Origin of the sequence: Mesorhizobium sp. CA7 (assembly GCF_020165015.1) — a bacterium.
GTDB lineage: Bacteria > Pseudomonadota > Alphaproteobacteria > Rhizobiales > Rhizobiaceae > Mesorhizobium.
Genome location: NZ_JAIUHH010000009.1, coordinates 174,615 through 188,842, shown reverse-complemented (window position 1 = coordinate 188,842; position 14,228 = coordinate 174,615). Strand labels below are relative to the sequence as shown.

12 protein-coding genes and 1 pseudogene are annotated in these 14,228 nt (G+C 65.0%); 4 read left to right on the top strand and 9 right to left on the bottom strand.

Annotated elements, in window-relative coordinates:
- Positions 1–112 precede the first annotated feature (112 nt).
- A complete protein-coding gene (locus LB552_RS18125) occupies positions 113–1,174 on the top strand; it encodes an alpha/beta fold hydrolase (protein WP_411966248.1) in 1,062 nt (353 codons plus the stop codon).
- A 73-nt stretch (positions 1,175–1,247) separates the two neighbouring features.
- On the opposite strand, the gene pyk is transcribed toward LB552_RS18125, so the two are convergent.
- Both pyk and LB552_RS18115 read right to left on the bottom strand, forming a co-directional pair.
- Positions 1,248–2,675, bottom strand: a complete 1,428-nt coding sequence (gene pyk / locus LB552_RS18120) for a pyruvate kinase (protein ID WP_095767318.1) — start codon at positions 2,673–2,675, stop codon at positions 1,248–1,250.
- Positions 2,672–3,226, bottom strand: a complete 555-nt coding sequence (locus tag LB552_RS18115) for a DUF1036 domain-containing protein (RefSeq protein ID WP_224608906.1) — start codon at positions 3,224–3,226, stop codon at positions 2,672–2,674. The genes pyk and LB552_RS18115 overlap by 4 nt, the downstream gene beginning before the upstream one ends.
- 170 nt (positions 3,227–3,396) lie before the next feature.
- On the opposite strand from LB552_RS18115, the gene LB552_RS18110 reads away from it, so the two are divergent.
- The 3 genes from LB552_RS18110 (at position 3,397) to LB552_RS18100 (ending at position 6,071) form a co-directional block, all read left to right on the top strand.
- Positions 3,397–4,194, top strand: coding sequence for an N-formylglutamate amidohydrolase (locus tag LB552_RS18110; RefSeq protein ID WP_224608903.1), 798 nt, complete (start codon positions 3,397–3,399; stop codon positions 4,192–4,194).
- A gap of 23 nt (positions 4,195–4,217) precedes the next feature.
- On the top strand, positions 4,218–4,526 hold the full coding sequence (locus LB552_RS18105; RefSeq protein ID WP_095767315.1) for a DUF1244 domain-containing protein: 309 nt from the start codon (positions 4,218–4,220) through the stop codon (positions 4,524–4,526).
- Positions 4,527–4,889: 363 nt separating this feature from the next.
- Positions 4,890–6,071 (top strand): MFS transporter, encoded by a 1,182-nt coding sequence (locus LB552_RS18100; RefSeq protein WP_224608901.1) that lies wholly within the window; start codon positions 4,890–4,892, stop codon positions 6,069–6,071.
- Here the strand turns inward: LB552_RS18100 and LB552_RS18095 are convergent.
- The 7 genes and pseudogenes from LB552_RS18095 to LB552_RS18065 form a co-directional block, all read right to left on the bottom strand.
- Positions 6,029–6,238: pseudogene (locus LB552_RS18095) on the bottom strand (LysR family transcriptional regulator); the annotation flags it as partial. The gene LB552_RS18100 and the pseudogene LB552_RS18095 sit on opposite strands and share 43 nt — an antisense overlap.
- A 106-nt stretch (positions 6,239–6,344) precedes the next feature.
- Complete coding sequence (locus LB552_RS18090; protein ID WP_040991775.1) at positions 6,345–6,503, bottom strand: DUF3309 family protein; 159 nt, start codon at positions 6,501–6,503, stop codon at positions 6,345–6,347.
- A gap of 99 nt (positions 6,504–6,602) precedes the next feature.
- Positions 6,603–9,779: an efflux RND transporter permease subunit gene (locus LB552_RS18085; RefSeq protein ID WP_224608896.1), complete on the bottom strand. Its 3,177-nt coding sequence runs from the start codon at positions 9,777–9,779 to the stop codon at positions 6,603–6,605.
- Between the two features lie 75 nt (positions 9,780–9,854).
- On the bottom strand, positions 9,855–11,039 hold the full coding sequence (locus LB552_RS18080; RefSeq protein ID WP_224608893.1) for an efflux RND transporter periplasmic adaptor subunit: 1,185 nt from the start codon (positions 11,037–11,039) through the stop codon (positions 9,855–9,857).
- An 86-nt stretch (positions 11,040–11,125) separates the two neighbouring features.
- Positions 11,126–11,344, bottom strand: a complete 219-nt coding sequence (locus LB552_RS18075; RefSeq protein ID WP_224608890.1) for a hypothetical protein — start codon at positions 11,342–11,344, stop codon at positions 11,126–11,128.
- Positions 11,345–11,405: 61 nt separating this feature from the next.
- Positions 11,406–12,827: a coniferyl aldehyde dehydrogenase gene (locus LB552_RS18070; protein ID WP_224608887.1), complete on the bottom strand. Its 1,422-nt coding sequence runs from the start codon at positions 12,825–12,827 to the stop codon at positions 11,406–11,408.
- 123 nt (positions 12,828–12,950) lie between these two features.
- A complete protein-coding gene (locus LB552_RS18065) occupies positions 12,951–14,081 on the bottom strand; it encodes a patatin-like phospholipase family protein (protein WP_224608884.1) in 1,131 nt (376 codons plus the stop codon).
- Between the last annotated feature and the right edge of the window lie 147 nt (positions 14,082–14,228).

Genomic DNA, 14,228 nt, shown 5'->3' with positions numbered 1-14,228 from the left:
TACTGCCTACTGCCTACTGCCTACTGCCTACTGCCTACTGCCTACTGCCTACTGCCTACTGCCTACTGCCTACTGCCCTAAACTAATTCCGCCCTACCCCGTATCTCCCCGCATGAACCTCATCTGCGCCGCCCTCCTCTTCCTCGTTGCTCTCCTCTTTGCCTTCGCCGGCGTCACCCGCGCCGGCGTCTGGCTGGTCGAGCGGCGCAGCCCGCCTATCGGCGCCTTCGCCGAGATCGATGGCGCGCGCATCCATTACGTCCATATCCCGGCGCCCGCCGGCGCCGACCTGCCGCCGGTCGTCTTCATCCATGGCGCCAGCGCCAATCTCAAGGACCAGATGCTGCCGCTGAAGCCCCTCCTCGAGGGTCGCGCCGAAATGCTGTTCCTGGACCGCCCGGGGCTCGGCTGGTCGGAGCGCGGAGACAATGAGACGTTGGCGAAGCAGGCGGATACCATTGCCGCGCTGATGGACCGGCTGGGAATCCGCGACGCAGTCATCGTCGCCCATTCCTTCGGCGGCGCGATCACCACGGCCTTCGCCCGTCAGCATCCGGAAAAAACGCTTGGCCTCGTCTTCCTTTCGCCCGCCACGCATCCCTGGCCGGGCGGCGCGACCGCCTGGTACTACAAGCTCACGGCCACGCCGGCGATCGGCTGGCTGTTTTCCGAAACGCTCGCCTATCCGGCCGGCATGCTGCAGATCGGCGGCGCGACGTCTTGCGTCTTCTCGCCGAACGCTGTGCCGGACTCCTACGTCGACAATGCCTCGATCCCGCTGGTGCTGCGGCCGTCCGCCTTCCGCGCCAACGCCCGCGATGTCGCCCAGCTCTACGACTATGTCCGCGCCGCCTCGCCTGGCTATCGCGCAATCAAGGCGCCGACGGTCGTCATCTCGGGCGATCGCGACAAGGTGGTCTACGCGACAATCCATTCCATCGGCGTGGAACGCGACATTCCCGGCGCCGAGCTGGTCTGGATCCACAATCTCGGCCACAAGCCGGACTGGATCGCGCGCGACCTCGTGGTCGGCGCCATTGCGAAAGTGGCCGGCGCGCAGATCGATTTGCAGGCGATCGCCAAGACCGCGGAAGGCCGGATCGCCGGCGACGCGCAGGGCGCCGGCAAATGTCCTGAGCTCCGGGTGCCAGACGCAGAACTCGCGCCGGGCTGAACTCGGAGGTTCAAGCGCCAAGGGCGTGTTGAGATTCGGGTCAGGCCGGCCTCACCCGAATATCGACTACGCTCTAGTGAGTCTCCGACCCCACATAGGCAATCCGCAGCATGTTGGTCGAGCCCGGCGTCCGCAGCGGCACGCCGGCCGTGATGATGACGCGGTCGCCCGGCTTGCCGAAGCCTTCCTCCAGCGCGATGCGGCAGGCCCGGTCGACCATGTCGTCGAGGTCGGTCGCGTCCGGCGAGACGACGCAATGCGTGCCCCACAAGAGCGACAGCCGGCGCGCCGTGTTGACGATCGGCGACAACGCCACGATCGGCACCTGCGGGCGCTCGCGCGCGGCGCGCAGACCGGTGGTGCCCGACGCGGTGTAGGAGATGATCGCCGACAGTTTCAGCGTCTCGGCGATCTCGCGCGCGGCCAGCGAGATGGCGTCTGCGCCGGTGGCTTCCGGCTCCGAGCGCTGCGCGTTGATGATGCCGGCATAGGTCGGGTCGGTTTCGACCTTGGTGGCGATGCGGTTCATCATGGCGACCGCCTCGACCGGATAGGCGCCGGCCGCGGATTCGGCCGAAAGCATGATCGCGTCCGCGCCTTCGAAGACGGCGATCGACACGTCGGAGACCTCGGCCCGGGTCGGCACGGGCGCGGTGATCATCGATTCCAGCATCTGGGTGGCGATCACCACCGGCTTGCCGGCGCGGCGCGCCGCGCGCGTGATCTGCTTCTGGATGCCGGGCACGGCTTCCAGCGGCATCTCGACGCCGAGATCGCCGCGGGCGACCATCAGCGCGTCGGAGAGCTCGATGATCTCGGGGAGCCGGGCCACCGCCTGCGGCTTCTCGATCTTGGCCATGATCAGCGCGCGGCCGCGCGCGATCTTGCGGGCCTCCGCAAGGTCCTCCGGCCGCTGCACGAAGGACAGCGCCACCCAGTCGACGCCGGTGGCAAGCACCGCGTCGAGATCGGCGCGGTCCTTCTCGGTCAGCGCGCCGACCGGCAGATCGGTGTCGGGCAGGCTGACGCCCTTCTTGTCGGAAATGCCCGAGCCGGCGACGACCGTGCAGGTGATCGACTTGCCGTCGCTCTTCAGCGCCTTCAGCTCCAGCTTGCCGTCGTCGATCAAAAGACGGTGACCGGCCTCGACCGAGCTCAGGATTTCGGGATGCGGCAGATACACCCGCTTCGACGTGCCGGCTTCGGGATTGTCGTCGAGCGTGAAAGTCTGGCCGACAGCCAGCGCTTCCTTCACGTTGGCGAACTTGCCGACCCTGAGCTTCGGGCCCTGCAGGTCGGCCAGGATGCCGATCGGTCGGCCGACGGCCGCCTCGACCGCACGGATGCGCCCGACCAGCGTGCGCATCAGCTCGTGGTCGGTATGGCTCATATTGATGCGGAAGACATCGGCGCCCGCTTCGAAGAGCTTTCTCAGCATCTCCTCGGAGGAGGAAGCCGGACCGATGGTGGCGAGGATCTTGACCTTGCGGCTACGTCTCATTGACTGTTTGTTCCCGGAGCGGGGGTCGCTGGCGCGCCTCCCGTTGCGGGCTCGTCGGTCAGCTGGACCATCCAGCTGGCCTGCTCGCCCGTGTCATATTCCTGAAATCCGGCGCGTTGGAAGCCCCGGGCGACGCAATCATTCACGCCGGCTATCTTGAACTCTTTTTCGGCGACGCACATGTTGATCGGGCCGTCCCAGCGCCCGCCACGTTCGGCGTCTTCTGCATAAAGATAGTAAAACCTTGATGACAGCGGACCCTCGATCAGCGTCTTGCAGGTCGATCCTTCGATGTGCCACCAACCCTCGGTGATCCAGCCGGCCTTGGCGCGATAGCCAATGCCGACGCCCACCAGATTTTGCGTCGCGTTGCAAACGCGGAAGTCGGCCCGGGCCGGCGAGGTCGCGGCTATCGCGAAAAAACCCGCGCCGACGATCAGCAACGGCACGGCCAGGCGCTTGCGCAACCGACCGGCAAAACCCATCGCAGATCCCCTTGCGAACCACATTTGCATCTCTCGAAGCCCCTTTTCAGCAAACTCCGGTCGCATGTCAACGCGCCGTTTTGTTGAATTCCAATCGATTTAGAATGGCCCGTCGCGCAAATTCTCCCGCGATCGGGGATTTTTTGCGGAAACCTTGGCCAAACAACGGCATTGCGCCGGCGTCCTCTTCGTGGAATGACGATACCACATCGCAGCCGCCATCCCCTTTTCAGCCGATGACCCGATCCACAGTTTTCACGCCATTCGACATTGTCGAGGGCGACCGCAAGAAAGGCGTAGTGCTGCTGGCCGATCACGCCCGCCGCGATCTGCCGGAGGAGTATGGCAGTCTCGGCTTGTCGGCGTCGGAATTCGATCGTCACATCGCCTATGACATCGGCGTCGAGACGGTGACGCGCGAGCTCGCCGCTGCGCTTGACGTGCCGGCGGTGCTTGCCGGCTTCTCGCGGCTGCTGATCGACCCCAACCGGGGCGAGGACGACCCAACCATGATCCGCCAGCTCTATGACGGGACCGTGGTGCCGGGAAACTATCCGATTGCCCGGGAGGAGCGCGAGCGGCGGCTCGACCGTTTCTACCGGCCCTATCACGACGCCGTCGGGGCGATGATCGCCTCCGTCGCCCATGCTTCGGGCAAGGCGCCGTTCATCCTCTCCGTGCATTCCTTCACGCCGGCGATGCAGGGTTTTGTCCGCCCCTGGCATGTCGGCGTCCTGTGGGACCGAGACGACCGCGTGGCGCGGCCGCTGATCGACATGCTGGCCGAGGACAAGTCCCTCGTCGTCGGCGACAACGAACCCTATGACGGCGCGCTGCGCGGCGACACCATGTTCCGCCATGCCATCGTCAACGGCTACGCACATGCTCTGATCGAAATCCGTCAGGACCTGATCGCCGACCGCGCCGGCGCCTTGGCCTGGGCCGAACGCTTGGCGCCGATCGTTGACGCCATCGACCGGCGCCCCGATATACATCAGGTGAAAATGTTCGGCTCGCGCACCGGACCTGTGTGACGAGACCGACGGCGGAGTTCCCCATGACCGAGCTCAACGACGACCAGAAACGCGATTTCGAGGCAGCCGCGTTCCGCCGGCTGGTGGCGCATCTGCGCGAGCGCGGCGATGTCCAGAACATCGACCTGATGAACCTTGCCGGCTTCTGCCGCAACTGCCTGTCCAACTGGTATCGCGAAGCCGCCGAAGCCGAAGGTGTGGCATTGTCGAAAGACGCTGCGCGCGAGATCATCTACGGCATGCCCTATGCCGAATGGCAGGCGCTCAACCAGACCGAGGCGTCGGAAGCCAAGAAGGCCGAGTTCGAGGCGCGACGGCCAAAGGATCACTAAGCGGCCTTGTATGGCTCGTCCCTGCGGCTTCGTCATTCCAGGGCGGAGCAAGGAGCGAAGCGACGCGCGCAGACCCTGGAATCCATTCCGTGACGCCTGCCGAAGAATGCCGCGGTCCAGAATATCATCGCAACGGCGCCGCTCGGGGACCTTCTGCACCGCTGCAACGCTCCTAAGGCACGGAATGGATCCTCGGGTCTACGCGCGTCGCTTCGCTCCTTGCTCCGCCCGTGGATGACGAACGGAGAGGCGTCGACCCCCGAGCGCTCCCTTGGTCCAAGCACTTCCCCGCTGCGGTCCTTGACTACGAATTGAATCGATCTAATTTGCCGCGCGAATCCTTTGCATGGCGGATTTCAGACCATGAGCGTGCAAACCACGATGCAGGCCGCGGCGCGCGGCCGCTGGGCCGTCGCCGGTATTTTCCTCGCCAATGGTTTCTTGACCGGCAGCTGGGCGCCGCAGATCCCGGTGTTCCTCACCCGGCTCGACATCACCCGATTCACCCTCGGCCTGCTGATCCTCCTGTTCGGCGTCGGCGCGGTCATCGCCATGACCTGGTGCGGCCATCTGATCTCCCGGCACGGCTCGCGCAGCGTGACGCGCTGGTTCGGTGTTTGCGGCAGCTTTGGCCTGCTGATCGTGGCGCTCGCCCCTAACGTTCCGCTGGCGGCGATTGCCATGCTCGTCTTCGGCGGCTCAATCGGCGGCATGGATGTCGCGATGAACTCGAATGCCGTCGTGGTGGAAAGGCGGCTTTCGCGCGCGATCATGTCGTCGTCGCACGGCTTCTGGAGCCTCGGCGGCTTCGCCGGCGGCGCGCTCGGTGGCTACTCGATCCAGAATTACGGCTATCTTGCCCATGCCGTCGCGGTGACGGTCATCGCCTTTGCCGTCATCACCTTTGCCATTCGCTATCTCATCGCCGAGGACCGGCCGCAGGTGGTCGATCATCAGAAATTCACGCTGCCGCGGCATACGGCCGTCTATCTGGTCGGGCTGATGGCGCTCCTCACCATGATTTCGGAGGGCGCGGTGCTCGACTGGGCGGCACTCTTCCTGCACCAGGAGCTGGGTGCCGATCTCGCGGTCGCCGGGCTGGCCTATGCCGCCTTCTCAGGCGTCATGGCGCTGATGCGTTTCCTGGGCGACAGCGTGCGCAACCGCTTCGGCGCGGTGTCGACCTTGCGCGGCTCCGCGCTGGTCGCCGCCGCCGGCATGCTGGTCGCCGGCCTCTCGCCCTCGCCTTACCTTGCCATAGCCGCCTTTGCTTTCTGCGGCTTCGGCATCGCCAACATGGTGCCGATCATCTTTTCGGCCGGCGGCAATCAGGAAGGCATGTCGTCCGGCACCGGCATGAGCGTCGTCACCACCATGGGCTATTCCGGCATATTGGTGGCGCCGTCGGCAATCGGCTTCGTCGCCGAGCATTCGAGCTTCGGCCCGATCTTCGTTGCGCTGTCCGCGCTGCTGGTCGTCGTGCTCTTGATGGCCGGCCTCGCTCACCGGGCCGAATTCGCACCTGAACCCGTCCCAGCCGAATAGCGCTTCAGTTCCTCATGCAGGAAATCCGCCACGCGGCGGATGCGCATGCTGGTGCGCACGTCCCGATGCATGGCGAGCCAGACCGGTAGGTTCGGCAAAGGCACGTCGGGCAAGAGCTTTTCGAGGTCCGCATCGGCATCGGCCAACGGCTCCTGGCCGATGCCGATGTGTGGGATATCGTCATCGTGAGCCGTCGCGTCTCGCCGCATGATCAATGCAGAGCACGGGAAACGAACCGGCCGGGCCAAAGCCCGGCCGCAACTCATTGAAGGATCAGATCCTGCCCATCAACAAGAGTATCAACAGCACGACCAGGATGACGCCGACGATGCCCGAGGGGCCGTAGCCCCAGGATCGCGAATGCGGCCATGCCGGCACGGCGCCGATCAGGATCAGGATAAGGATGATTACGAGAATTGTGCCGATCGTCATGAAAAACCCTCGCCGTCTGGTTGAACTTCGAGGGAACAATGCAAAAAGCCGCCCGGTTGTTCCCAGGCGGCTTTTTTCCTTGGGGTTGTGAAACGCGCTCTATTCCGCAGCTTTCGGGAAGGACTCCGCCGGCCCCGCGCCCGTCTCGCTGGCCGGCTCGTCGGTCATAACTTTGCCTTTGCCGCGCCGCAACAGGCGGCTGAACCAGCCGCGGCGCTGGCCGGGCTTCACCTTGGCGCGCGTGAACACCATCAGCATCGAGGGCGTCACCACCAGCGTCAGCAGCGTGGCGAAGGACAGGCCGAAGACGATCGCCGAGGACAGCGAGATCCACCATTGCGTCGACGGCGCGTTGATCGTCGTTTCGTGATGGAAGATTTCGAGCCCGAGGCCGAAGGCGATCGGCAGCACGCCGAGGATGGCCGACACCGCCGTCAGCACCACCGGACGGGCGCGCTCGCGGCAGGTCTGCAGCACCGCATCCATCTTGTCCCAGCCTTCCTCGCGCAACCGGTCGTAAGTGTCGATGAGCACGATGTTGTTGTTCACCACCACACCGGCCAGCGCGATGACGCCGATGCCCGACATGACGATGCCAAAGGCCTCGCCTGTCAGAAGCAATCCGAGGAACACGCCGATCGTCGCCATGACCACGCAGGACAGGACGAGCCACACGCTGGTGAATTTGTTGAACTGCGCAAGCAGCACCAGGAAGATCAGGAAGATCGCCGCGCCAAAGGCCTTGCCGAGGAAGGCGCTGGCCTCCGCGCTGTCTTCGTTGGAGCCGGCGAGCTTCCAGCGAATGCCGCTGCCGAGATCCATATCGCTGACGGCCTTGGTCACCTGCTCCTGCACCGCCGCGACCTGCGCGCCGGCGCTGACATTGGCCTGCACGACCACGGTGCGCGCGCCGTCGATGCGGTTCAGGATACCGACGGTCGGCTCCGGCTTGCGCACGACGAAGTTCGAGATCGGCACCGACCCTTGCGAGGTCTGCACCCTGAGCTCGTCGAGCGTCGACAGCGTGCGCCGATCCTCGGGCAGGCGGAGCCGGATGTCGACCGCATCGTCGGCACCGGCCGGCCGGTATTCCGACAGCTTGAGGCCGTTGGTCACCAGTTGCACCACCGTGCCGACCGAAGTCGGGCTGATGCCGTATTGCGCCGCCTTGGCGCGGTCGACCTCGATCGCCCAATCGACACCGGGCGGCGGCAGGCCGTCCGAAATGTCGATGACATTGGGGATCTTGGCGATGCGTGCCGCGACCGCGCGCGCCTTATCGTCGAGCCCGGCCGGGTCGACGGCCGAAAGCCTGATCTGGATCGGCTTGCCGGTCGGCGGGCCGGCTTCCGGCACGCGCACTTCAACATCGACGCCGGGAATGCCGGCCATCACGCCGCGTAGGTCGTCGAGGATCTGGTTGGCCGACTTGCGCTCGCGCCAATCGACGAACTCGTACTGGATGACGCCGACCACGTCTTCCGGAATGTCCTGGCCGCCGCCTTGCGTTTTGCCGACGCGGGTATAGACCGACTTCACGCCGGGCCAGCCGAGCAGACGGTTCTCCGCCGTCTTCGTCGCGGCGTCCATTTCGGCCAGCGAAAGATTGCCGCGGGCATGCACATAGAGCAGGCCGTAATCCGGCTCGACGCTGGGGAAGAACTCGACGCCGGCGCCATATTTCGAATAGGCGAAGCCGACGCCGACCAGAAGTCCGACGGTGAGCAGGATCACCGTGATCGGGAAGCGCACCGCCTGCTTGACCACCGCCATATACCAGCCGTCGCGGTTGCCTTCCTCGTGATGCTCCGGCGCCTTGGCGAAGATCGCGCCCAAAGTCGGCGCGAAGACCAGCGCGTAGAGCATCGAGGCCGACAGCGTCACGATCAGCGTGATCGGCATATATTTCATGAAGTCGCCGATGATGCCCGGCCAGAACAGCAGCGGCGAGAAGGCGGCGATGCGCGTCATCGTCGCCGCGATGACCGGGCCGGCCATGCGCTTGGCGGCCAGCGCGAAGGCATCCGCCTTCGGCATGCCCTCGCTCATGCGCCGTTCCGCGAATTCGGTGACGATGATGGCGTCATCCACCAGCATGCCGACGGCCAGGATCAGGCTGAACAGCACGATCATGTTGATCGTGTAGCCCATCATGGCAAGCAGCAGGATGCCCATCAGGAACGATGACGGGATGGCAAGCCCGATGAGCAGCGAGGCCCGTCCCGACAGCGCGTAGAGGATGACGATGAACACCAGGATGACGGCGATCATCACGTGGTTCTGCAGATCGCCCAGCAGCTGGTTGACGAAGACCGACTTGTCCTGCGTGTAGGTGACATGCATGCCCTCAGGCATGGTCTTGATAAAGGTGTCCGACACTTCCCGGACATGGTTCAACGTGTCGATCAGGTTGGCGCCTATGCGCTTCTTGACTTCGATGGCGATCGCAGGCTTGCCATTGAGGCGAGTGACCGTCTCGGCGTCCTTGAAGGTCGAGCGTATGGTCGCGATGTCCTTGGCCTGGACCACGGCGTCCGGCGTGGCGACCACCGGCAGGTTCGCGACATCCTCGGGCGTCTCGATCAGCGACGGCACCTTGACCGCGTATTTGCCTTCCGAGCCTTCGAGATTGCCGGCCGCGACCAGGCTGTTGGAGGAGGCGACGCCCTGGATCACCTGGTCGAGCTGCAGTCCGTAGGAGGAAAGCTTCACCGGATCGACGACAACCTCGACAAGGTCGTCGCGAGCGCCCTGCAGCGAGCCTTCGAGCACGCCGGGCACCTCCTCGATGCGGTCGCGCAGCTCGCGCGCGGCCGACGTCAGCACGCGCTCCGGCACATCGCCGGAAAGCGTGACGACCAGAACCGGGAATTCCGAGACGTTGACCTCGTTGACGGTCGGCTCTTCCGCCGCCTGCGGCAGGTCGGCCTTGGCGTCCTGCACCTTGCTGCGCGTATCCTGCAGCGCCGTCGCGAGATCCGTCTGCGGCTGGAATTCGACCAGCACATAGCCGCCTCCCTGGAAGGCGGCTGAGCGCATCTCCTTGAGCCCCTTGAGACTCTTGAGCTTGCTTTCCATCGGCCTCAGCAGCAGGCGCTCGGAATCCTCCGGCGAGATGCCCTGATAGATCAGGCTGACATACATCATCGGAATCGGAACGTCGGGCTCTGCTTCCTTCGGCGTGGACTGGTAGGCGACCCAGCCCGCGACGACCAGGAACAGCAGCGCCGAAATCGTGAGGCGAGCGTTGTTGATGGCGAGTCTGACGATATCCATGACTACGGCCTGTTATGCTTCGGGGGGTTGCGGACTGCCATCGCCGGATTGGTCCGGCGACGGACGGGTCCTGCTTTACTGCGTGCCGGCGGTGGCTTCGCCGATCAGCTTGTTGATGGTCGCCTGGTCGGCCTCGACGGGCTTCACCGGATCGCCCTCCTTCACCAGCTCCTGGCCGGCGACGATGATGCGCGCATCTTGCGGAATGCCGCCCAGCACCAGGCCGTGCGGCGTGTCGTCGACCAGGTCGATCGGAAAGAACGCCACCTTGTCGTCCTTGCCGACGGCGCGAATGCCGAGGTCGCCCTTGTCGCCGAGCGTCACCACCGAACGCGGCAGCATGACCGCGTTGGTCGGCTCGGCGCTGAGCGCGATCTCGGCCGTCATGCCGGCGGGGATGGAGCCGTCGGGATTGGGTATCGCCACCTCGACGCGGAAGGTGCGGGTCTGCGCCGAGGCATCGCGGCTGATGTAGCGCACGGTGCCGGTGACCTTCTGGTCGTTGACGAGGCGGACATCGGCCTCGTCGCCGATCTTGACGTATCGCAGGTCGCGCTCGCTGATCTCGCCGCGGGCGATGACCGGATCGAGCTTCAGGACTGTCGCCACCTCGCCGCCCTGCATCACCGAGCTGCCGAGCTCCACCGGGATGCGATCGATGATGCCGTCGAATGGCGCCTTGACCTCGTTGCGGTCGAGCTCCGCCTGCGCGGTGTCCAGCTGCGATTGCGCTAGCGTCAGGTTGGAGCGGGCGGTGTCGAGCTGCAGCTTCGGCAGATTGCCGGTCTTGGCCAGCCGCTCGGCGGCATCGAGCTCGGCTTTGCGCTGCGCCAGCAATTGCTTGGCATTGTCGACGTTGGAGATCTTCTCCTCGGCCGCGAGCATCAGCACGAGGTCGCCGGTCTTGACGCGGTCGCCCTGCTTGACCGGCAACTTCTCGATGACGCCGGCGACGCGCGTCGCCAGCACGGCCCGCTTGTCGGCCTCGGTCAGGCCGGAGATGCGGATGGCGCGCGCATAGGTCTTGCGCGGCGGCGTCACCACCGCGACCGTGCGCAACGCGGCCTTGGGCTCGGCTTGCGCGGCGTCCTGCTTGGTGGCCTCCGGCTGAGCGGGCTTGCCGGCGTCGGCGTGCTTGTCCGTGGCGACCGACTTGTCGGCGGCGCTACCGACGGACGAAAACTCACCCGTGCCCATCCAGGCCGCGAATCCGATGAGCACGACAATGGCAGCAAGCTTGTGAAACCTGATTTTCGGCATCGTCATTTTTTCCGTTGCAGGACCTGGCGAGGTCGGCGCTTCCGACTTCGGGCGCGCGGCCGATATGGGTGTGCGCGGGGCCTAGTTCAATTTGCCGTGATCGGCGAAGCGCAGCTTCTACCTGAAAGTTGCGGCGCAATATAGCCGGAAAACTTGCGGTAGCATTGCGAAGTGGAACGTGGTTTCTCGACAAATCCAAGCTTTTCTGCCAGACGGCTGCGCTTTTTTCCGGCGCGCCGATAGTTTTCCATGGCTTCCCTAACGTTACTGGCAACAGCCGTCAGGATGATGCGGAAAGCTCCCATATGAAGCGCCGATCATCCGCGTTGACCGCGGTTCCGTCCCCGCCATTCCGGGCTGAAGCTGTCAAGTGATGAGCTTCAGCAGCCGGAAAAGACGCTCGAATGTCTTGCCATAGGGCGGGCGCAGCAGGCCGCCGGCGCTGAGCTTCGACTGGATAAAGATCGGCTTTTCCTTGCTGAAGGTGCGAAAACCCCACTCGCCGTGATAGGCGCCCATGCCGCTGTCGCCGACGCCGCCGAAGGGCTGCCGCTCCTGCGCCAGATGCATCATGCAGTCATTGACCGTGACGCCGCCGGCCACGGTTTCCCGCATGACCCTGCGGCGATTGGCGCTGTCGCTGCCGAACCAGTAAAGCGCCAGTGGACGCTCGCCCCGGTTCACGTGATCGATAGCCTCGTCCACGCTGCCATATTCGACGATCGGCAGCACCGGTCCGAAAATCTCCTCGCGCATCAGCCGCAGAGTCTCGCCGGCATTGCGCACCAGCACGGGCGCCATCTTGCGGTCGCTGATGCCGAGCTTCTCGTTCGCAGGATTGATCTCGGTAATGTCGGCGCCGCTGTCGCGCGCCTCGGCGACCATGTCGCTCAGCCGCCGGTGATGCCGCTCGCTGACGATCGCCGTGTAGTCGGGATTGTCGCCGAGGCGCGGATAGAGCTTCGCGATTGCCGCCGCGAACTTGGCCGCGACCGCCGCGCCCTGGCCTTGCGGGACCATCAGATAGTCGGGCGCGATGCAGGTTTGGCCGGCATTGAGCAATTTGCCATAGGCGACGCTGGCGACCGCCGCATCGAGATCGCAGGAGGGATCGAAGATCGCCGGCGACTTGCCGCCGAGCTCGAGCGTCACCGGCGTCAGATTGGCAGCGGCAGCCAGCGCAACCTGGCGGCCGACGGCGGTCGAGCCTGTGAACAGGAGGTGGTCGAACGGCAGGGACACGAACGCCTTGCCTACCTCCGCGTCGCCGACCGCCACGCTGATCTCGTCGGCGGCGAAATATTTTTCGACTAGGCTGGCGAGCAGGTCCGAAAATTTCGGCGTCAGTTCCGAAGGCTTGATCAGCACGCGGTTGCCGGCGGCCAGAGCGGCGGTCGCCGGCGCGATGGCGAGCTGGAAAGGATAGTTCCAGGGCGAGACGATGCCGACGACGCCGAGCGGCTGCGGCAAGAGGCGGTTGCGGCCGGGCAGGAAGGGCAGGCTGGTGGCGACGCGGCGCTCGCGCATCCAGGCGCCGAGATGCGACAGCGCATGCCTGATGCCGGCGCGCACGACGAACAGTTCGGCAAGCCGCGTCTCCTGAGCCGAGCGGGCCGAAAAATCGCTGTCGATCGCCGCGCAGATCTCGGCCTCGTGCTTTTCAGTGAGCGCCAGCAGGCGCTTCAGCCGATCCTTGCGCACGTCCAGCGTCGGGAACGGCTCCTTCTCGAAGGCCCTGCACTGCGCTTCAAACCTGACCCCGAGAGCGTTTTGTCTGGTTTGCAGCATCGCGACCTCCCCTTTACGTTCAGGTAAGCTATATCGCCCCGACAACCGAATCCAGCATTGCCCCGGTTCCGCTGGGGAAGATGCTGACAGCCGGAGCGGACTTGCTGACAGGTATGGAAGACATCAGGCGCGGCGGCGCGCGGATTCCGGCTTAATGTGCGCTGCCAGGAACTCCTTGACGCGACGCCCGGGTGCCGGGCCGCGCAGCGGCTTGAAGCCGTCGTCGAGCTCGCCCGACAGGTCGAGCGTCGCTTGGCTGCCGACGGCGTCGTAATTCTCTTCCAGCCAGTCGCTGGCGGCGCTGCGGCCGAGGTCGCGCAGATAGGCGATGAAAGCCCATTCGGCGTTGACCTTGGACGACGCGGAGAGGTCCTTGAAAGCCTCGTCGGCGTCGATGCGGTGCATGCGGATGTCGCGATATTCGCCATGCGGCAGGCGTCCGGCCGCGATCAACTCCTTGACGAAGGCGATCGAGCGGAATTCGCGCAGCAGCCCGGCATTGAAGGTGATCTCGTCGATGCGGTTCTGGATCTCATTGGCGCTCTTCGGCGTGCCTTCGCGCACCACCGGATTGATCTGCACCAGAAGCACGTCCTCGGTCGCCGCCGTCTTGAAAAACGGATAAAGCGCCGGATTGCCGCCATAGCCGCCGTCCCAATAGGGCACGCCTTTGATCTCGACGGCGCGGAACAATTGCGGCAGGCAGGCCGAAGCCATCACTGTGTCGAGGTCGATCTCGCCGTCGGAGAAGACGCGCAGTTGTCCGGTTTCGACATTGGTCGCCGAGATGAACAGCTCAATCGACTTGCAGGCGCGCACATTGTCGAAGTCGATCTCCTTCGCCACCACATCGCGCAGCGGGTTGAGGCCGAGCGGATTGGCGACATAGGGCGAGAACACCCGCGACATCGTGTCGAAGAAGACATAGCCGGGCGTGTTCTCGATCGACCAATTGCCCCAGACCACGTCCCACGGCATGCGCTGCACCGGGCTGAAACGGCCCTTCGAGGCCACCGCCCGCCAGAAGTCCTCGAGCTTCTTGCGCGCGCCTTCCACGCCGCCCCGGACAAAGCCGTCGGCCAGCGCCACCGCGTTCATGGCGCCGGCACTGGTGCCGGACACCGCCGCGATCTCCAGCCGCCCGTCCTCCAGCAGCTGGTCGAGCACGCCCCAGGAAAAGGCGCCATGCGAACCGCCGCCCTGGAGGGCGATGTTGATCTTCTTCTTTTCCTCCGCCTTGCCGTTCTTCGCCATGGCGTTCCTTGTCTCGATGCGCCGGCCTACCGCTGCCTCATTTTGCACGGAGACGGCGCAGTCAGCCTATGTTGCAGCGCAGCATATAAGGGCGAACCAAGGCAAGAACACGAACACACAAGCGTGATCATGGGATTTTCCTCGCCC